This is a genomic window from Streptomyces sp. enrichment culture, assembly GCF_964273255.1.
Lineage (GTDB): Bacteria > Actinomycetota > Actinomycetes > Streptomycetales > Streptomycetaceae > Streptomyces.
Window position 1 is genome coordinate 1,968,781 of the sequence record NZ_OZ186835.1, and the last position, 19,400, is coordinate 1,988,180.

The 19,400-nt window shown below is 73.3% G+C and carries 18 protein-coding genes; 4 read left to right on the forward strand and 14 right to left on the reverse strand.

Annotated features, from left to right (window positions below):
- Positions 1 to 25: 25 nt before the first annotated feature.
- The 3 genes from smc to ACSU53_RS08315 all read right to left on the reverse strand — a co-directional run bounded on the left by smc (position 26) and on the right by ACSU53_RS08315 (position 4,728).
- Entirely contained in the window at positions 26 to 3,580 is a 3,555-nt protein-coding gene (gene smc / locus ACSU53_RS08305) for a chromosome segregation protein SMC (RefSeq protein ID WP_437026033.1), read from the reverse strand.
- Between the two features lie 284 nt (positions 3,581 to 3,864).
- The gene (locus tag ACSU53_RS08310; protein WP_030824772.1) at positions 3,865 to 4,068 is read right to left on the reverse strand and encodes a hypothetical protein; all 204 of its coding nucleotides are present in this window, start codon (positions 4,066 to 4,068) and stop codon (positions 3,865 to 3,867) included.
- A 378-nt stretch (positions 4,069 to 4,446) separates the two neighbouring features.
- Positions 4,447 to 4,728, reverse strand: coding sequence for an acylphosphatase (locus tag ACSU53_RS08315; protein WP_403648739.1), 282 nt, complete (start codon positions 4,726 to 4,728; stop codon positions 4,447 to 4,449).
- An 824-nt stretch (positions 4,729 to 5,552) separates the two neighbouring features.
- Here ACSU53_RS08315 and ACSU53_RS08320 point away from each other — a divergent pair.
- Entirely contained in the window at positions 5,553 to 6,653 is a 1,101-nt protein-coding gene (locus ACSU53_RS08320) for a CAP domain-containing protein (protein WP_437033082.1), read from the forward strand.
- Between the two features lie 337 nt (positions 6,654 to 6,990).
- Here the strand turns inward: ACSU53_RS08320 and ACSU53_RS08325 are convergent, their stop codons facing one another.
- Both ACSU53_RS08325 and ACSU53_RS08330 read right to left on the reverse strand, forming a co-directional pair.
- The gene (locus ACSU53_RS08325; protein ID WP_437026035.1) at positions 6,991 to 7,434 is read right to left on the reverse strand and encodes a hypothetical protein; all 444 of its coding nucleotides are present in this window, start codon (positions 7,432 to 7,434) and stop codon (positions 6,991 to 6,993) included.
- 78 nt (positions 7,435 to 7,512) lie between these two features.
- A complete protein-coding gene (locus ACSU53_RS08330) occupies positions 7,513 to 8,178 on the reverse strand; it encodes a hypothetical protein (RefSeq protein WP_437026036.1) in 666 nt (221 codons plus the stop codon).
- Between the two features lie 282 nt (positions 8,179 to 8,460).
- Between ACSU53_RS08330 and ACSU53_RS08335 the strand changes: the two genes are divergently transcribed.
- Genes ACSU53_RS08335 through ACSU53_RS08345 form a run of 3 tightly spaced genes read left to right on the forward strand, consistent with a single transcriptional unit; the run spans position 8,461 to position 9,733 of the window.
- Entirely contained in the window at positions 8,461 to 8,676 is a 216-nt protein-coding gene (locus ACSU53_RS08335) for a hypothetical protein (RefSeq protein ID WP_437026038.1), read from the forward strand.
- 19 nt (positions 8,677 to 8,695) lie between these two features.
- A complete protein-coding gene (locus tag ACSU53_RS08340; RefSeq protein WP_437026041.1) occupies positions 8,696 to 9,277 on the forward strand; it encodes a GNAT family N-acetyltransferase in 582 nt (193 codons plus the stop codon).
- A gap of 54 nt (positions 9,278 to 9,331) precedes the next feature.
- Entirely contained in the window at positions 9,332 to 9,733 is a 402-nt protein-coding gene (locus ACSU53_RS08345; protein ID WP_437026043.1) for a winged helix-turn-helix transcriptional regulator, read from the forward strand.
- Here the strand turns inward: ACSU53_RS08345 and mutM are convergent.
- From mutM to ACSU53_RS08390, 9 genes are all read right to left on the reverse strand, one after another.
- Complete coding sequence (gene mutM, locus ACSU53_RS08350; protein ID WP_362092247.1) at positions 9,706 to 10,572, reverse strand: bifunctional DNA-formamidopyrimidine glycosylase/DNA-(apurinic or apyrimidinic site) lyase; 867 nt, start codon at positions 10,570 to 10,572, stop codon at positions 9,706 to 9,708. The genes ACSU53_RS08345 and mutM overlap by 28 nt on opposite strands.
- 123 nt (positions 10,573 to 10,695) lie before the next feature.
- On the reverse strand, positions 10,696 to 11,553 hold the full coding sequence (gene rnc / locus ACSU53_RS08355; protein ID WP_437026044.1) for a ribonuclease III: 858 nt from the start codon (positions 11,551 to 11,553) through the stop codon (positions 10,696 to 10,698).
- A gap of 7 nt (positions 11,554 to 11,560) precedes the next feature.
- Entirely contained in the window at positions 11,561 to 11,734 is a 174-nt protein-coding gene (gene rpmF / locus ACSU53_RS08360; RefSeq protein ID WP_003951102.1) for a 50S ribosomal protein L32, read from the reverse strand.
- 2 nt (positions 11,735 to 11,736) lie between these two features.
- Positions 11,737 to 12,381, reverse strand: coding sequence for a YceD family protein (locus tag ACSU53_RS08365; RefSeq protein WP_164336363.1), 645 nt, complete (start codon positions 12,379 to 12,381; stop codon positions 11,737 to 11,739).
- A gap of 240 nt (positions 12,382 to 12,621) precedes the next feature.
- A complete protein-coding gene (locus tag ACSU53_RS08370) occupies positions 12,622 to 13,785 on the reverse strand; it encodes a cell division initiation protein (protein ID WP_437026046.1) in 1,164 nt (387 codons plus the stop codon).
- Between the two features lie 142 nt (positions 13,786 to 13,927).
- Entirely contained in the window at positions 13,928 to 14,407 is a 480-nt protein-coding gene (gene coaD / locus ACSU53_RS08375; RefSeq protein WP_437026048.1) for a pantetheine-phosphate adenylyltransferase, read from the reverse strand.
- Positions 14,408 to 14,433: 26 nt separating this feature from the next.
- A complete protein-coding gene (gene rsmD / locus ACSU53_RS08380) occupies positions 14,434 to 15,021 on the reverse strand; it encodes a 16S rRNA (guanine(966)-N(2))-methyltransferase RsmD (protein ID WP_437026049.1) in 588 nt (195 codons plus the stop codon).
- Between the two features lie 75 nt (positions 15,022 to 15,096).
- The gene (gene recG, locus ACSU53_RS08385; protein WP_437026052.1) at positions 15,097 to 17,382 is read right to left on the reverse strand and encodes an ATP-dependent DNA helicase RecG; all 2,286 of its coding nucleotides are present in this window, start codon (positions 17,380 to 17,382) and stop codon (positions 15,097 to 15,099) included.
- 73 nt (positions 17,383 to 17,455) lie between these two features.
- Positions 17,456 to 19,174 (reverse strand): DAK2 domain-containing protein, encoded by a 1,719-nt coding sequence (locus tag ACSU53_RS08390; protein ID WP_437026055.1) that lies wholly within the window; start codon positions 19,172 to 19,174, stop codon positions 17,456 to 17,458.
- Positions 19,175 to 19,400 lie beyond the last annotated feature (226 nt).

Here is a 19,400-nt window from a genome sequence, read left to right on the forward strand (position 1 = left end):
CAATGTTTGAAGCTGATGTGACCGTTCAGCGCAGACGCTGACTGATGACCTTGGACACGCCGTCGCCCTGCATGGACACGCCGTAGAGCGCGTCGGCGACCTCCATGGTCCGCTTCTGGTGCGTGATCACGATCAGCTGCGAGGCCTCCTGCAGCTCCTGCATGATCCGGATCAGCCGCTGGAGGTTGGTGTCGTCGAGCGCGGCCTCGACCTCGTCCATCACGTAGAACGGGCTGGGCCGCGCCTTGAAGATCGACACGAGCAGCGCCACGGCGGTCAGGGACCGCTCACCGCCCGAGAGCAGCGACAGCCGCTTGACCTTCTTGCCGGGCGGACGCGCCTCGACGTCCACGCCCGTCGTGAGCATGTTGTCGGGGTCGGTCAGCACCAGGCGTCCCTCGCCGCCCGGGAACAGGCGGGCGAAGACGCCCTCGAACTCCCTGGCGGTGTCCCGGTAGGCCTCGGTGAAGACCTGCTCGACGCGTTCGTCGACCTCCTTGACGACCTGCAGCAGGTCCGCGCGCGTCTTCTTGAGGTCCGCCAGCTGCTCGCTGAGGAACTGGTGGCGTTCCTCCAGCGCCGCGAACTCCTCCAGGGCGAGCGGGTTCACCTTCCCGAGCTGCTGATAGGCGCGCTCGGCGGCCTTCAGACGCTTCTCCTGCTCGGCCCGGGCGAAGGGACGGGGCCTGTTGCGCGGGTGCTCCGGGTCCTCCGGCAGCTGCTCGCCGTCGGCGGGGGGCGCGGGCGGCACGAGCTGGTGCGGACCGTACTCCGCCACCAGTCCGGCCGGTTCGACACCCAGTTCCTCCAGCGCCTTGGTCTCCAACTGCTCCACGCGCAGCCGCTTCTCGGCGCCGAGTACCTCGCCCCGGTGAACCGAATCCGTCAACTTGTCGAGTTCCGCCTTGAGATCGCGTCCCTCGGTGCGCGCCCGGGCCAGCTCCTGCTCGCGGTGGGCCTTGGCCGCCTCGGCGGTGGCACGCTCGGCGTCCGCCCGCGCCACCGACACCTCGACGTGGGCGAGCAGTTGCCGGGCACCCGCCGCGACGGCCCCGGCGACGGCGGCCTCGTGGCGCAGCCGGGCACGGCGCTGCTCGGCCCGCGCGCGGGCCTCGCGCTCGGCGCGGGCCGCGCGGTCCAGCGAGTCGGCCCGGCCGGCCAGCCCCTTGACCCGCTCCTCGTGGGTGCGGACCTGGAGGCGGGCCTCCATCTCGGTCTGCCGGGCGTTGGCCCCGTCGGCGGCGAGCCGGTCCCGCACGGCGGTGTCGGGCTCTTCCTCGAAGGGCATCTCCTCGGCGACGGCGAGCCGTTCGGCGAGTTCCTCGACCTCGGCGAGCGCGCTCTCGTGGGCCTCCTGCGCCCGGGCCGCCGCCGCCGCGGCCCGCTCGGCCTCCCCGGCGGCGCCGCGCGCCTGCCCGGCGAGCCGGCCGAGGCGCTGGGCGACCGCGGACTTCTCCCGGTCGGCGGCCCGCCGCCGCTCCCCCAGCTCCTCGACGAGGGCCGCGCACTCCCGGCGCCGCGCCTCGGCCGCCGTCTGGGCGCCGGCCAGTTCCTCGCAGCGCACGGCCAGTTCCGCGAGTTCCGCGGCGGCCTCGTCCACGGACGCCTGGACCTCCAGCAGGCTGGGCGCGCCGGCCGACCCGCCCTGCGCGAAGTGGGCGCCGAGCAGGTCGCCCTCGGCGGTCACGGCGGTCAGGCCGGGCCGCGCGTAGACGAGTTCCTCGGCGTCCTGAAGGGTGCCGACGACGACGATCCCGCGCAGCAGCCTGCGCACGGCCGGCATCAGCTCCTCGGGTCCGCGCACCAGGTCGGCCGCGTACGGCGGCCCGTCGGTGCGCGGTTCGCCGGGCGCCTCGTCGGCGGCCCCGGCGAGCAGCAGCGCGGCCCGGCCCGCGTCCTGCTTGCGCAGCAGACGCAGGGCGTCGGCCGCGGCGGTGGGGGTGCTGACGGCGACGGCGTCGGCGGCGGCACCGAACGCCGCGGCCAGGGCGGTCTCGTGACCGGGGGTCACGGTGAGGAGTTCGGCGGCGGGGCCGAGGAGCCCGGTGAGGCGGTCCCGCGCGGCGAGCAGGGCACCGGTGCCGTCCTTGCGGCGCAGGCCGAGGGCGAGGGCGTCGTGCCGGGCCCGGGTGGCGGCCCGCGCGCGTTCGGCGGCGGTGGCGGCCTCGCGGGCGGCGGTGAGGGCGGCCTCGGCCTCCGCGAGGTGCTGCCGGGCCGTCTCGTGCCGCTCGGCCAGTTCGGCGTCGTCCTCGTCGAGGCCGTCCACCTCGGCCTTCAGCGCCTCGTACTCCTCCTGGGCGGCGACGGCCCGTTCCTGGGCCTCGTCGCGGGCGGCCGCCAGCCGTTCGATCTCGGCCTGGGCCGCGGTGGCGCGGGACCGGGCGGCGCCGACCTGTCCCCTGAGCCGGGCCAGGCCCTCGCGGCGGTCGGCGATGGCCCGGGCGACGTCCTTCAGGCGCCGCTCCTCCTGCGCCAGTTCGCGCTCCAGTTCGGCGCGGTGGGCGACGGTGTCCTCCAGCGCGCGCTCCGCCGCCTCCCGGGCGGCTTCCAGCTCGGCCTCCTGTTCGCGGACCCGGGCGGCCTCGCGTTCCAGGTCCTCCGGGTCCCGGCCCCGGCGTTCCTCCGGCGGGGCGGAGGTGGCGCTCTGCACCCGCGCGTCGGCGAGCGAGACGGTGCCGCGCACCCGCTCGGCGAGCCGCGAGAGCTCGTACCAGGTCTGCTGGGCGTTCTGCAGGCGCGGGGTGAGGCGGCGCACCTCCTCCTCCAGCTGCGCCTCCCGCCGCAGGGCCTTCCCCAGGGCCTGCTCGGCGGCCTCCTTGCGTTCCTTGAGGGCGGCCTCGTCGGCGATCTCGGCCTCCAGCGCCTCCCGCAGCCGCACCAGGTCGTCGGCGAGCAGGCGCAGACGGGCGTCGCGCAGGTCGGCCTGGATGACGGCGGCCCGCCGGGCGACGGCGGCCTGCCGGCCGAGCGGCTTGAGCTGGCGGCGCAGCTCGTCGGTGAGGTCCTGCACGCGCGCGAGGTTGGCCTGCATCGCGTCCAGCTTGCGCAGGGCCTTCTCCTTGCGCTTGCGGTGCTTCAGGACGCCCGCGGCCTCCTCGATGAAGGCGCGGCGGCCCATCGGGTCGGCGTGCAGCACGGAGTCGAGCTGGCCCTGGCCGACGATGACGTGCATCTCGCGGCCGATGCCGGAGTCGGAGAGCAGTTCCTGGATGTCGAGCAGCCGGCAGGTGTCGCCGTTGATCTGGTACTCACTGCCGCCGTTGCGGAACATGATCCGCGTGATGGTGACCTCGGCGTACTCGATGGGCAGCGCGCCGTCGGAGTTGTCGATGGTCAGCGACACCTCGGCCCGGCCGAGCGGCGGGCGGCCGGTGGTGCCCGCGAAGATGACGTCCTCCATCTTGCCGCCGCGCAGCGACTTGGCGCCCTGTTCACCCATGACCCAGCTGAGCGCGTCCACCACGTTGGACTTGCCCGAGCCGTTCGGACCGACGACACACGTGATGCCCGGTTCGAACCGGAGCGTGGTCGCGGAGGCGAACGACTTGAAGCCGCGGAGGGTCAGGGCCTTGAGGTGCACGCCGCCGGACTTTACCGGCCGGGGAAGGTGTCACTCCATGAACGCGCGGTTTCGCCGGTGAACGGGAAGGGCAGACCAGACGTTGAAGAGGGTGAAAGGATGCGCGGGACAAGGACCCGAGGGGCGGGCGCCGCGTTCCCCGGGGCGGGGCCGGTGAGGCGGGGCACGAAGGCGGGAGCGGAAAGAAAGAAGGGACGCCGAGGCGTCCCTTGCACTTCAATCAACGCGGCGGGTGTGATGAGCGGCCCGACCACTGCGGTGCTGTTCGTGGAGCGGTGCAGTGATCAGGTCAGCGCAGGCTCCGCCTGGTGTGCGTCAACGCTCTCCATGATCCTGTCGTGAGAAGCGGCAGCCGCCAGCGCGTCCTTCTCGGCCTGGATCCGGACGAGCTCCGATTCCAGGTCCTGGACACGCTGCTGGAGCCGTCGCATCTCGGCGAGGAGTCGCGGGTCGGAGCCGCCGACGTAACCGAGAAGCGCCTTTGCCATGATGGATGGTCCTCCACAATGAGTGACCGACCGATGCGGTGTGGGTCGTGAGGGATTCGCACCGCCGGTGCTTGGCAGGCTTGCAGTTGTGCTGCCGTTCAGCCATGCCAAACAGCTAAGGTGCGCGGGGCTTTCAGCGTCTCACCAAAAAGTTTGACGGTCAACACGATCACGCCCCGTATCGGCGGACAACCGGGTGCGTACGGCCGCGCGCAGGCGGCCTCGCGATCTTCACGGGTCCTCGGGACGTGGCCGCCATCCTGGCGGTCGGAGCGCTCGACCACAAGCGCCTTTCCGCAATCACCAGGACGTTCTCCGCTGCGGGGCCGGCGGGCCGTGGAGCGGCGGCCCCGCACCGGGCGCCGTGAAGCCGCCCGGTCAGCGGATGGCGAAGCCGTCGTAGCCGCCGCGCGGTGTGTCCCAGATCTCGGTGACTCCGTCCACGCGCCCGGGCGTGTCGCCGTCCCGGAGCCAGTCCAGGAGCGCCTCGCAGCGCGCCCGGGGGCCCTCGGCGACCACCTGCACCCGTCCGTCGCCGAGATTGAGAGCAAAGCCACTCAGGGCGCCCAGCTCCAGCGCCTTGGCCCGGGTGAACCAGCGGAAACCCACCCCTTGTACCCGCCCACGGACCCAGGCGACCAGTCGCACATCCTCGCTCATGACTGCAACCTAACCGGACAATGTCACACCGGGCACACGGTCCCCTGGGGGCATGCGGTACCGTCCCGACCCAGTGAATCTCACATGAAACTCACTCGATGGTGTGAGTTTCGTGGTGATCGCGAGGACGAGTCGACCGCAAGGACGAGGAAGGCCAGAACATGGGACGCCACCGACGCTCCGCCGCCGGCCGCGCCGCCACGGGCCGCGCCACGGGGGTCACTCACCACGACGGCTCCCTGGACGCGGGGCGCGACGGCCTGCCGGACGTCCACGCCGTCCCGCTGGACGCCCACGCCGCCGAGCGGCCCACCATGGGCATCGCCCCGTACCTGAACCCGCAGGCCTACGCCGAGACCTACGCGAAGAGCGAGGCCTACCTCTTCGACACGGGCGAGTTCGACACCGGCGAGTCCGCCGGCCCCGTCCCGGACGCAGGCACCGCCGCATTCGACGCCCCCGCCGACCCCTACGGTGCGGCGGCCGGATCCGCTGCCGTGCCGGTGGAAGCGCCCGTCCCGCCGGCCGCGTCCGGCGTCATCGGCACCGCCGAGACCGCCGTGTTCCCGGCCGCCCCTTCCTTCCCCGCCGAGGACGTCACCGGCCCGGCCTTCCCGGGCACCGGCGTGCCGGACGGACACCAGTACGGCGCACACCCGCACGATCACGGACACCCGTACGGCCACGGGCACCCGCACGATCACGAACACCCGTACGGCCCCGGGCACCCGCACGACCACGGGCAGGCGTACGGCCACGGGCACCCGCTCGACCCCGGGCACGCGGACGCGGCCCACCCGCACGACGCGTTCACCGACGACCGGCTGCCCGGCAACCGCTTCGTCGCCGACCCCTTCGGCCCCGACGTCCCGGACGGCCCGTTCCCCGAGGCCCCGGCCGCCGCAGACCCCGGCACCGAACACGGCTTCGCCGGCGACACCTTCATCGACGACCACCGGTCCGTGCCCCGCCCCCCGGCGGCCCGCCGGGCCGACGGCCCCGCCGCCGACGCCCATCACCCCGACGAGGGCTTCCCGCCCGGCACCGGGGCCCGCCGCCCCGGCGGACACCGGCGCCGCAAGAAGAAGGCCGGCACCCCGGTCCGCAGCGGGCTGCTCGGCGTCTCCGCCGCGGTCGCCATCGGCACCGTCGCGGTGGCCACGGGCGCGGTTCCGGGCCTGGAGAACTACAAGCTGGGCGGCGACAGCTCCCCCGGGGAGACCGTCGAGGCCGGCGGCGCACCGACCAACTCCCCCGCCGGTCAGGGCGGCGCCTCCGGCAGCCTGGAGAGCCCGGGCCGCGAGGCCGGCGCCCCGGCCAGCCGTGACGGCGACCGCGCCACCTCGCCGGAGGCGTCCCCGTCGGGGGCGTCCACGGCCACTCCGTCCGAGACCCCGGAGAAGGACAAGGGCAAGGACCAGGGCGAGGAGAAGCAGAAGGCTCCCTCCGCCACGCCGAGCGAGGAGACCCCGCAGGAGCGGACGACCCCGCCTCGCAAGGCCGAACCCGCCCCCAAGAAGCCGAGCAGCCCCGGCTCCCAGTCGGCCGAGCAGGCCGCCGGCGCCCAGGTGCTCGCGCTGGTCAACCAGGAACGGGCCAAGGTCGGCTGCCGTCCCGTCGCCGCGAGCAGCGCCCTGACCGGCCTGGCCAAGGCGTTCAGCGACGACATGGCCGAGCGCGGTTTCTTCGACCACACGGACCCCGACGGCGCCACCCCCTGGGACCGCGCCAAGAAGGCCGGCATAGCCGACCTCGGCGGCGAGAACATAGCCCGCGGCCAGTCGGACGCGGCGGCCGTGATGGAAGCCTGGATGAACAGCCCCGGCCACCGGGCGAACATCCTGAACTGCGACTTCAAGACCCTGGGCGTCGGCGTCCACATGGGCCCGGGCGGGCCTTGGTGGACGCAGAACTTCGGGTACTGAGACAACCGCGGGTCGCGGCCAGGCCCCTCGTGGGCTGTGTCCGGAGGGCAGTCACCTCATCGGGAGCGACCTGATCCGCAACCGCCGGCGGTTGGTGCCCCCGAAAGGCGACGAGGGGGCACCTTGTCCGCGACGGCAACCCCGAGTCCGGTCCCGGGCCTTACGGCGCTGCGATCAGAGCCGGACAAGGACGACAGGGGTCCGGGAAGCAGGTGGAGTGGGATCGCACCCCCGGGCTACCGGGTGGTGCTGCGGTCGTGCGCGTACCGCCGGAAGACCGCCCGGCCAGGAACTCCGTGTGATCCCCGCGGTCCGGGACCGGTGGGGATGCGGCTTCTCAGGCAGGCCAGAGCTGGACGACCCACACCTCGAGGGGATCCTCGTGCGGCCCTTCGGGAGGGAAGGGATCGAGCGCGAGCAGAGCCTCGACATGATCTCGCCCTCGGCAGAGCAAACGCAGGTGGTAGTGCCCCGGCCGCAGCGGAAGTTCGCCGTAGCAGACGCCCCCCAGGTCGAGCACCGCGAGGTGATCTGCCATCGAAGAACGGAAAGTCCGTTCGTACTCCCATGAGCCTGATGGGTGAGACGCGGGACCGTCCCACACCTCCAACCGCACCAGAGGGTAGAAATCGTTGTCGCTGGAGGTGAGGCTCCAGCCCTCCCCGGGGATCTGGACGATCTCGTCCTCCGTCGGCGCTTGTCCGAAGAGGATGGGGCCGATCTGGATGGTCCTGTAGTACACGCGCGGACGGACATCCACCGCGTTGATCAGAGTGGACACTTGCTCCCCTCACCACCGAGCGAGCCGGCTCATCAGGCTGTCTCCGGTCTGCACTGCAAGCCCCCTCGACTCATCCCGTCAGCCGATACCGCTCATGTCCAGGACGTCGGCCTCGTCCGGGGGCCGGACGTCCAGCGGCTCGTCGAAGGCGCTGAACGACGTGGTGGTGTGGAAAACGTCGTCCCGGTAGACGACCTTCAGGAGGTACGGCTTGCCCTCGGTGGCGACGTAGAAGGTGTAGGTGCCGTCCTTCTCGGCCACCTTCAACGGTATCGCCGCGGTTCCGTCGATCTCGGTCGGTTCGCCCTTCTCCGGCCGGCCGAACGAGGCGAACTCGTGCGTGCACGAGGAGAGTCCGTTGCCCGGTTGCGACCTGTCGGCCGGCACCTTGGCCCAGCGGTTCTGCTTGCCCTTTCCGGAGCCGGGGTAGCCCGACTCCTCCAGGTAGGCCCGGTTCGGCTTGACGTAGTCCGTCCCGTCGATCCGGATCTGTTCGAGGCGGGCACCCGAGGCGGAGATCGTCGTGAACGCGCAGGTGCCCTCCAGGTCGGTCGTCAGACGGCTGGAGCGGTCGTCGCCGTCGGTGACCTCGGTGACCGTCTCGACGGTGACCGAGGTCAGGGCGCGCATCGTGGCGTTGGCCTCGTCGAGCATGTGGCCGGCGGAGGGGGACTGGGCTCCGTCGTCGTCGGCACAGCCGGTCGCGGTTCCTCCCAGGACCAGGCAGGCCAGGATGGCTGTCACGGTGGCCGGTGTCGTTCGCACGCATGTCCCCCTCAGGTCAGAAGCCGGATCATGGTACGGGACGCGGGCCGCCCCCTGGCCCGTGGACGGCGGCGGTGCAGCGGCCCTGTGCTGCCGCCGCACCGGCTGGACGGAACGGTCTGCCCCCGCAGCCGGCACGCATCGCATCGGGCCGTCCGCCTGACGGCCCGGGCGGGACCGCACCCTGCACCCGCGCGTCGCGGCAACTCCGGCGCTACCCTGAGCAGTTCGTACCGGCAGCGCGCGCACGGGGGGACACGCATGGTGGAGCTGGGCATCCTGTTCGGACTGCTGGGGGTGGCGGCGTTGGGGCTGGTCGTCGTGCTCCTGCGGCGGCAGAACGGCCGTACGGAGAACGCCGACGGGCTCCGCATCGAGCGGGCGCGGCTGGTGCAGGCGCAGAACGACCGGGTGATCTACGGCTCCGGGGTGGTGCGCGACCGCGCTCACCACACGTCCCGCCCTCACCGTCCCTGAGCCGGCCGGTGCGAGCGTCATGACCACCCCCGCCCCCGGCCCGCCTCCCGGCCCCCTCGCCACCCCGCCCGCGCCCCTGCGGACCGCCCGGCTCGTCCTGCGGCAGGCCGAGGCGCGGGACCGGGACGGGTTCATCGCGCTGTTCTCCTCGGCGGACGTCTACGCCCATCTCGGTGGCCCCCGGCCGCGGGAGGAGCTCGAACGGATCGTGCCCCGGGTGCCCGGGCGGCGGGCGGGGGTGTTCGTGATCGAGCTGGACGGGGAGCTGATCGGCACCGTCGAGCTGAAGCGGCGCGGGCCGGAGCGGCCGGGGCACGTCCGTCCCGGGGGCGGGGAGATCGAGCTCGGGTACCTGCTGCTCCCGGAGGCGTGGGGGCACGGGTATGCCGCCGAGGCGTGCCGGGCGGTCCTCGGCTGGGTGGCCGGGGTGGTGCCCGGCGAGCCGGTGGTGCTGTGCACGCAGACGGCCAACCTCCGCTCGGTGCGGCTCGCGGCACGGCTCGGGTTCACCGAGGTGGCGCGGTTCGAGGAGTGGGGTGCCGAGCAGTGGTTCGGCGTGTGGGACCCCGCCGCGGGGCCGGCCGCCGTACGGTCCGGCTGACGCCCGCCGCAGCGGCTGATGCCGGTCAGGGGCCACTGACGTAATCTCGGTGACATGACGACCGTGCAGCGGGGACCGGCGGAGGACGCTCCGCCGTACGACGTGTTCGCCCGGGCCTGTCCGTCCCGGAGCACGCTGGAGCACGTGACCGGGCGCTGGGGCTCACTGACGCTGGGGGCGCTGTACGAGGGCTCGCTGCGGTTCAACGCCCTGCGGCGGCGGGTCGACGGGGTGAGCGAGAAGATGCTGTCCCAGACGCTGCAGGCGCTGGAGCGCGACGGTCTGGTGCACCGCGAGGCACAGCCGACGAATCCGCCGCGCGTGGACTACGAACTGACCCCGCTGGGCCGTGAGGTCGCGGAGCGGCTGCTCGCCCTCATCCGGTGCGTGGAGGGCGGCATGGACGCCGTGCTTCAGGCCCGGGAGCGCTACGACGGGACCCGCGGGGCCCGCTGACACCGGGGACAGTAGTAGCTGGAGCGGTTCATCCAGGGCCGGCGGCGGATCGGTGTGCCGCAGCGGCGGCAGGGCAGCCCCTCGCGGCCGTAGGCGTCCAGGGAGCGGTCGAAGTAGCCGGACTCCCCGTTGACGTTGACGTACAGGCTGTCGAAGCTGGTGCCGCCGACGGCGAGGGCGGCGTTCATCACGTCCCGGACGTGCCCGAGGAGGAGCCGGGTGCGCGGGCGGGTGAGGGTCGCGGTGGGGCGTTCGTAGTGCAGGCGCGCCCGCCACAGCGCCTCGTCCGCGTAGATGTTGCCGACGCCGCTGATCAGGGACTGGTCGAGCAGGGCCCGTTTGACGGTGGTGCGCCTGCGGCGCAGGGCCCGGTGGAAGGCGTCCTCGTCGAAGAGGGGGTCGAGCGGGTCGCGGGCGATGTGGGCGATGACGTCGGGCAGGCCGTCGGGGGTGGTGTCGTGCAGGGAGAGGCCGCCGAAGGTGCGCTGGTCCACGAAGCGGAGTTCGGTGTCGCCGGCCGGGCCCTCGGTGAAGCGGACCCGGACGCGCAGGTGCTTCTCGTCGGGGGCGCTGTGCGGCTGCACCAGCAGCTGGCCGCTCATGCCGAGGTGGGCGAGGACGGCCTGGCCGGTGTCCTCCAGGGGCAGCCACAGGTACTTGCCGCGCCGGCTGGGGGTGCCCATGCGGTGGCCGCGCAGGCGGTGTGCGAAGTCGTCGGGTCCGGCGAGGTGGCGGCGCACCGCACGCGGGTGGAGGACCTCGGCGTCGGCGACGGTCCGGTGGGCGACCCACCGCTCAAGTCCGCGGCGGACGACCTCGACCTCGGGCAGTTCGGGCATGGTGTTCCCTCGGGCCCCTTTCCGGACCGGTGTCGACGCGAGCGCCCGCCCCGGAAGGGACGGGCGCTCGTGTCGCGCTGCTGTCGTGCTCCTCGCGTCCCCCGGCCGGGGTGCGCGACGGCCTCAGGCGGGGGTCGACGGGGCGTCGGCCCCCTCGGCGGAGGCTGGGGCCTCGGCTGCCCCGGCGGAGGCTTCGGCCTCGGCGGCCTCGACGACCTGCTCGGCCTCGGCCGCCGCCTTGGCGCGTTCGTCCGCGGCGGCCCGGATGGAACGCCATGCGGATTCCGCTGCCTGCTGCTCCGCCTCCTTCTTGCTGCGGCCGGTGCCGGTGCCGTACGAGACGCCTCCGACGCGGGCGGCAGCAGTGAAGGTCTTCTCATGGTCGGGGCCGGTCTCCGTGACCAGGTACTCGGGCACTCCGAGCCCTTCGGTCGCGGTGAGCTCCTGGAGACTGGTCTTCCAGTCCAGGCCGGCTCCGAGGTTCGACGACTTCTCGATCAGCGGGTCGAACAGGCGGTGCACCAGTTCGGAGGCCGCGTCGAGACCCTGGTCGAGGTAGACGGCGCCGATCACCGCTTCGAGGGTGTCGGCGAGGATGGATGCCTTGTCCCGGCCTCCCGTGCCCTCTTCACCGCGGCCGAGCCGGATGAAGGAACCCAGGTCGAGCCCGCGGCCCACCTCCGCCAGCGCACGCGAGTTGACCACCGCGGCCCGCAGCTTGGCCAGCTGGCCCTCGGGCAGGTCGGGGTGGGTGCGGTACAGCGTGTCCGTGACGACGAGGCCGAGCACGGAGTCCCCGAGGAACTCCAGCCGTTCGTTCGTCGGCAGACCGCCGTTCTCGTACGCGTAGGAGCGGTGCGTCAGCGCTCGCACCAGAAGGGCGGACTCGAGCCGATAGCCGAGCCGCCCTTCCAGAAGCGTGTGGGACGAGGCCTGGTGGTCCGCAGAGTTCTTCTTCGGCGTGGACACAGTGCCTCTCACCAGCCGCTCAGACCTCGAGGACCTGGCGCTTGTTGTAGGTGCCGCACGACGGGCACGCGATGTGCTGCTGCTTGGGCTCGTGGCAGCGCTCGCACGCAACCAGGGTGGGGACCGCAGCCTTCCACTGCGACCGGCGGTGGCGCGTGTTGCTGCGCGACATCTTCCGCTTCGGAACAGCCACGGCTACTTCTCCTGCTTCTCGTCGACGCCAGGTTCGGCGCCGCTCATCTCGTCCTTCTCGCCGTCCTTCATGGTGTCGGCGAGTCCCTGCAGTGCCGCCCAACGGATGTCGACGGCGTTGTGGTGGTGTTCCGGGTCGTCCGCGAGACGCGCTCCGCACTCGGAGCACAGACCCGGGCAGTCTTCCTGGCACACCGGCTGCATCGGCAGTGCGAGCACCACCGCATCACGCAGCACAGGCTCGAGGTCGAACAAGCCGTCCTCGAGGAAGAGCCTGTCCTCGTCGTCCTCGGCGTCGTCGCCGGGCTCCGCGGTGACGCGGCCCCGGTCGTCGGCGTCAGGGTACGAGAACATCTCCTGGAAGTCCGCTGCGAGCTCCAGCCCGAGCGGCTCCAGACACCTTACGCACTCCCCCTCGGCCGTCGCACGGGCGGTGCCGGTGACGAGCACACCTTCCATGACCGACTCGAGCCGGAGGTCGAGCTCCACCGGGGCGCCTTCCGGCACTCCGACGACTCCCTTGATACCGAGGTCCTTGGGGGCGTCCACCGTGCGGTTCAGGCGCTGCAGCGCACCAGGACGCCGTCCCAGCTCGTGCGTGTCGAACACGAGGGGGTTGCGGTGGTCGAGGCGGGCGTTCAGGGCCATTCCTGCTTTCGGTCTTCGAGCTCTGGGGGGACGCTGCCGCGCGGTGTTCCGGGCAGCGCTGATCGCGGACGTCCACGAAGTCAGCAGAGCGCGCACGCGACCGATGAGCCAGGATACTGGACCATCGGCTCTCGGCCCAATTCGGTCGTCCGGGGCGCCCGGGCCGGTCGTCCGGGGCGCCCGGGCCGGTCGTCCGGGGCGCCCGGGCCGGTCGTCCGGGGCGCCCGGGCCGGGGCCGCGTCAGCCGTTGCCGCGGCCCTCCTCGTAGGCACGCAGCTGGTCCGCGCTGATCATGCTGGTGTCGAACAGGCTGGTCTCGTCCAGGGACGGCGGCTGCTGCGGGACGTACCCCTGCTGGGCCTGCCCGGCGCCGTAGCCGTCCTGCCCGCCGTCGTAGCCCTGGTAGGCGGCCGCGTACGGGTCGGCCTGCTGCGGGTAGCCGTAGGGGTCCTGCTGTCCGGGGTACTGCTGCTGGTAGCCGCCGTAGGGGTCGGGCTGCTGCGGGTAGCCGTAGTCCGGCTGCCGGTCCTGCGGGGCGTAGGCGGCTGCCTGGTTCTGCTGGTCCTGCTGGGCGTACGCGGGCTGCTGGGCCTGCGGGTCCTGCTGGGCGTAGGCCGGCTGGGGCTCGGGCTGCTGCGGGGCGTAGTCCGGCTGGGCCGGCTGCCGGTCCGGGCGGGCGGGGGCGTCGGAGAGCGCCGCGAGGTCGGCGAGGTAGTCGGCGTCGCTGGAGTGCTGGACGGTGGTGGGGTCGTCGGAGAGGGCGCCGAGGTCGTCGGTGGCGATCCTGCCGTGCAGCTTCTGCCGGCCCCGGCCGACGGCCTCCAGGGTCTTGGCGAGGACCGCCTCGAAGGCGCCCAGCTTGACATCGACGTAGGCGTCGGCGTTGCGGCGCAGGGTCTCCGGGTCGTGGCTGCGCTCGGGGGCGTCCTCGTCCTCGTAGCCCTGCTCGTCGAGTCCGGGGCCGGTGCCGAGGAGCTTCTCGCGTCCGCGGCCGACCGAGCCGAGGGTCTTGGTGAGCACCACCTCGAAGTTGGCCAGCTTGGAGTCGACGTAGTCGTCGGCCTCGGCGCGGATCTCCTCGGCCTCCTTGCGGGCCTCGGAGAGGATCCGGTCGGCCTCGGCCTGGGAGCGGCGGGCGACCTCGGTGCCGGAGACGAGGGAGCCGCGCTCGGCGTGCGCGCTCTCGATGATGCGCTCGGCCTCCTGGCGGGCCTGTTCGACCATCTGCTCCCGGCCGCCGATCAACTCCTGTGCCTGGGCGAGGGAGTCGGGGAGCGCCGCGCGCACCTCGTCGAGCATCTCGAGCAGTTCGGCGCGGTTCACCACGCACGACGCCGACATGGGCATCGACCGGGCACTGGAGACCGCGGCGACGATCTCGTCGAGCTTCTTCTGCACGTCCACCGTGTGCTCGCCACTCTCTACAGCTGTGTTGGAGACGGACGGGACGACTGTACGGCCCCGGCACGGGCGGGGGACACCGACCGGCGGAGCGTCGGTGTCCGGGGCGCCCGGGCCCGCGTGGGGACGGTGTCCGCCCGCGGTGTCAGTCCTGGCGCAGGCGTGCGGCCAGCGCCGTCAGGACCTCTTCCGGGACCAGGTGGGAGACGTCGCCGCCCCAGGTGGCGACCTCCTTGACCAGGGAGGACGACAGGAAGCTGTAGGTGGGGTTGGTGGGGATGAAGAGGGTCTCCACGCCGGAGAGACCGTTGTTCATCTGGGCCATCTGCAGCTCGTAGTCGAAGTCGCTGACGGCGCGCAGGCCCTTGACGATGGCGGGGATGTCCCGCTGCTTGCAGAAGTCGACGAGGAGGCCGTGGAAGGCCTCGACGCGGACGTTGCCGTACTCGGCGGTGACGCGGCGGATCAGGTCGATCCGCTCCTCGATCTCGAACAGTCCTCGCTTGGACTGGTTGATCATCACCGCGACGTAGACCTCGTCGTAGAGCCTGGAGGCGCGGGAAATGATGTCGAGATGTCCGTTGGTGATCGGGTCGAACGACCCGGGGCATACGGCGCGGCGCACTTGTGATCCCTCGCTCTCCGGTCCGGTCATCGTGCGTCTTCGCACGTAGAGGCGGCGCGACCGTACCAAAACGTTCCCTCGCCGTAGCGGCGGGCCCGGATCGGTTCGAAGCCGGGCGGCCACCCGAATTCCCCGCCTCTGGTGCTGCGCTCCACGGTGACGAGGGCGTCCTCGGCGAGCCACCCCTGCGAACGGAGTGTGAGGAGGATCTCGCGAAGATCGTCGTCGGAGACGGCGTACGGGGGGTCCAGGAAGGCCAGGTCGTACGGCTCCCCGGCGGGGGCGGCGCGGACGATCTGTTCTGCTTTGCCCGGTCTGACCTCGGCGCCGGGCAGGCCGAGGGAGCGCACGTTGTCCCGGACGGTGCGCACCGCCCTGGGGTCGGCCTCCACGAGGAGGGTGTGACCGGCTCCGCGGGACAGGGCCTCCAGGCCGACCGCGCCGGAGCCGGCGTAGAGGTCGAGGACGCGTTCGCCGTCCAGGGGGCCGCCGAGCAGGGCCTGCCAGGTGGAGAACAGGCCCTCGCGTGCACGGTCGGAGGTGGGGCGGGTTCCCTGCCCCGGCGGTACGGCCAGGCGGCGTCCGCCGGCCGCGCCGGCGATCACGCGGGTCATGTCCTCGGTCCTCGGGTGTGTGTGCGGTGGGCGGTGCGGAGGTCGGTGGGCGCGGTGGGTGGCGCTCCCAGTCTGTCAGCCCTTCTCCAGGTACTGCTCCCGCTCCGCGTCCAGCAGGGCGTCCAGGGCGGTGCGCAGGGCGGGCAGCTCCGTCAGGTCGGGGTCGGCGGCGACGACGGCCGCGGCCTCCTCGCGGGCGGCGGCGATGACCTCCTCGTCGTCGATGACGGCGAGCATGCGCAGGCTGGAGCGGGTGCCGGACTGGGCCTGGCCGAGGACGTCGCCCTCGCGGCGCTGTTCGAGGTCGATGCGGGAGAGCTCGAAGCCGTCGAGGGTGGAGGCGACGGCGGCGAGCCGCTGCCGGGCGGGGCTCGCCTCGGGCATGTCGGTGACCAGCAGGCACAGGCCGGGGGCGGAGCCGCGGCCGACGCGTCCGCGCAGCTGGTGGAGCTGGGAGACGCCGAAGCGGTCGGCGTCCATGATCACCATCGCCGTGGCGTTGGGCACGTTGACGCCGACCTCGATGACGGTCGTGGCGACCAGCACGTCGGTGTCGCCCGCGGCGAAGCGGCGCATCACGGCGTCCTTGTCGTCGGGCTGCATCCTGCCGTGCAGGACCTCCACGCGCAGGCCCTTCAGGGGGCCCGCGGCGAGCTGGTCGGCGACCTCCAGGACGGCCAGCGGCGGGCGCCGGTCGGCGTCCTCCCCGCCGGATCCGTCGCGCGCGCCGGCCCCGGACGCCTTCTTCTTCGCCGCCTTCGGCTCGTCGTCCTCGTCGCCGATGCGGGGGCAGACCACGTACGCCTGGTGGCCCTTCTCGACCTCCTCGCGGACGCGTTCCCAGGCGCGGGCCAGGAAGTGGGGCTTGTCGGCGGCCGGGACGACGTGGCTGGCGATGGGGGAACGCCCGGCCGGGAGCTGGTCCAGGACGGACGTCTCCAGGTCGCCGAAGACGGTCATGGCGACCGTGCGCGGGATGGGCGTGGCGGTCATCACGAGCAGGTGCGGGGGCTGCTTGCCCTTGCCGCGCAGGGCGTCGCGCTGTTCGACACCGAAGCGGTGCTGTTCGTCGACGACGACCAGGCCCAGGTCGTGGAACTGGACCTTGTCCTCGATGAGCGCGTGCGTGCCGATGACGATGCCCGCCTCGCCGGTGACCAGGTCGAGCAGAGCCTGGCGGCGGGCCGCGGCTCCCATGGACCCGGTCAGCAGCACCACCTTCGTGGCGTCCTCCGCGCCGCCCAGCATGCCGCCCTCCCGTCGCCCGCCACCGCCCTTCTGAGGAGGCGCTTCGCGCCACAGCCCCCAACTGGCCAGCTCGCCCATCATCTCCGTGATGGAGCGGTGATGCTGCTGGGCGAGCACCTCGGTGGGCGCGAGCATCGCCGCCTGGCCACCCGCGTCGACGACGGCGAGCATGGCCCGCAGGGCCACCATCGTCTTGCCGCTGCCGACCTCGCCCTGGAGGAGCCGGTGCATCGGGTGTTCGGTGGCCAGGTCGCGGAAGATCTCGCCGGACACCTTCTGCTGGCCCTCGGTGAGGGTGAAGGGGAGGCGTTCGTCGAAGGCGGCGAGCAGGCCGTCGGGCTTCGCCCGGCGGGCGACGGCGGGGAGCTGGGCGTCGGCGTGGCGGCGCCGGGCGAGGGCGACCTGGAGGACGAAGGCCTCGTCCCACTTGAGGCGGGAGCGGGCGTCCTCGATGTCGGCCGGGGTGTGCGGGCGGTGGATCTTCAGCAGGGCCTCGGGGAGCGGGAGCAGCCCGCGGCCCTCCCGCAGGGAGGCGGGGAGCGGGTCCACGGCCTCCTGGGCGCTGGGCAGCACCGTCTGGAGCGCCTTGCCGATCTTCCAGGACTCCAGCTTGGCGGTGGCGGGGTAGATGGGGATGAGCGCGCCGGCCCAGGTCTCCACCGTCTCGTCGGAGTCGCCGCGCAGCAACTCGTAGGCGGGGTGCGCCAGTTGGAGGCGCCGGTTGAAGACGGAGACCTTGCCCGCGAACATCGCGCGGGTGCCCGGGAGGAGTTCCTTGTGGGGCTTGTGGACGCCGTTGCCGAAGAAGACCAGCTGGAGGCGTCCCTGGCCGTCCGTGATGGTCACCTCCAGGCGCTGTCCCCGGCCGCGCGGGGCTCTGGACGAGGCGAAGGAGTGCAGGCGGGCGTCGGCGACCTGGGCGACCACGGTGACGTGCTCGTCCATGGGGAGGTCGGCCAGGTGCGTGAGCTGGCCGCGCTCCTCGTACCGGCGCGGGTAGTGGTGCAGCAGGTCGCCGACGGTGTGCAGGCCGAGGTGCTCGGCCATCACCTTCGCGGTGGCGGGGCCGAGCACCTTCTTCAGTGGTTCTTCCAGTGCGGGCACGAGATCCATTGCACACCACGGCACCGACAATGCGGGAACCGTGCGCCGCGCCGGGCCGGGCCGGGTCCCGGCGGCGGATCGTTCACTCCACGCCGATGAGGAGCAGCGCGCCCTGCCGGCCGCCGCGGTAGACGACCGTGTCGACGGCCAGGTAGCCCTCCCGGACCCGGGTCTCCAGATGCGCGGCGACGGTGTCCGGGGCGTCGTCGCCGACGACCAGGGTGACCATCTCGCCGCCGGCCGCGAGCATGCGGTCCAGGACGGCCGTCGCCGTGGCGGCGACCTCCTGGCCGATGACGGCCACGTCGCCGTCGATGAGGCCCAGGACGTCCCCGGCCTGGCAGATGCCCGCCATGGTCCAGGACTGGCGCTCGGCGACCGTGACCTCGGCGTAGCGGGTGGCGCCCGCCGCCGAGGTCATCGACACCACGTCCTCGTCGAACCGGCGTTCCGGCTCGTGCACGGCGAGCGCGGCGATGCCCTGCACCGCGGAACGGGTCGGGATGAGGGCGACCCTGAGGCCCTCGGCGCGGGCCTGGTCGGCCGCCGCGGCGGCGGTGTGACGCAGGTCGGCGTCGTTGGGCAGCAGGACGACCTCGCGGGCCTGGGAGCGGCGCACCGCCTGGACCAGTTCCCCGCTCGCGGGCGGCTCCCCGGGCCGGGCCAGCACGGTGGTCGCGCCCGCCTCGGCGTACAGCCCGGCCAGGCCCTCCCCGGGGACCACGGCGACGACGGCGCGGAGGGGGCGGTCCGGGACCGGCGGGCGTCCGGCGCCGGCGGTGTGGACGTCGGCGGCGCCGAAGTGGGTGATCCGGATGCGGTACGGCCGGCCCGCCTCGACCCCGGCCTCGACGGCGGCCCCGGCGTCGTCGACGTGCACGTGGACGTTCCACAGCCCGTCGCCGCCGACCACGACGAGCGAGTCCCCGAGGCCGTCGAGCCGCCGGCGCAGCCGGGCGACGGCCTCGTCGTCCGCCTCCAGGAGGTAGATCACCTCGAACGCGGGCCCGGCGGTCGTCGCCTGCCCGGGGTCCGTCGCGGGGTCGGCGCACTCCCCCGCTCCGCAGCCGGGCGCGGGGGCGGGTTCGGCGGCGGCCCGGGGGACCCGGCCCCCGCTGCCGGTCCCGCCCGGTGTCTCACCGGTGAACGTCTGGACCAGGGCGGCGAGGACCGCGACCAGACCCCTGCCGCCCGCGTCCACCACGCCCGCGCGCCGCAGCACGGCCAGCTGGCCCGGTGTGGCGGCCAGGGCGGTGCGGGCCCCCTCGTGGGCGGCCCGGGCCACCGCGCCGCAGTCGCCCTCGGCACCGGCGGCCGCTTCCGCCGCCGCGGCGGCGACGGTGAGGACCGTGCCCTCGACGGGGTGGGCCACCGCCCGGCGGGCCGAGTCGGCCGCGTGCCGCAGCGCCCGCCGCAGGCCCTGCCCGTCGGCGTGGGTCGCGGCCTCGTCCCCCGCCAGCACCTGGGCCATGCCGCGCAGCAGCTGGGCCAGGATGGTGCCGGAGTTCCCGCGGGCTCCGATCAGGGCGCCGTGCGCCATCGCCCGCGCGGCGTCGGCCAGGGTCGGCCGGGATCCCGCGCCGGCCGCGCCCCCCGCCTCGTGGCCCTCGAACACGGCCTCGACGGCCGCGGCGGCGGACTCGACGGTGAGGTACAGGTTCGTGCCGGTGTCCCCGTCGGCGACCGGGTAGACGTTGATGGCGTCGATCTCCTCGCGCGCCCGTCCCAGTGCCTCCAGCGCGAGGCCGCACCACGCACGCACCGCGAGAGCATCGAAGAATGTCTGCGGCACCTGCGCCACCGCGCCTCCCTGAGCTGCTGGCCGTGGCACGCAGCGTAGACCTTGGGGGCGGGCCCGCCCCAGGAGGGCCGGGCGGGGGGCGGGGGCCGCCATGGTAGTTTCGTTCTACGGGTGCAGCCGTTGTATGCTGCTCCGGTTGCCCGATCCGATCGGGCCTTCCCCTGGCACCGCCACTCGGATCCGACGGACTCCCCGGAGTTCCCGGATCGTGATCCCGGCATGCCGG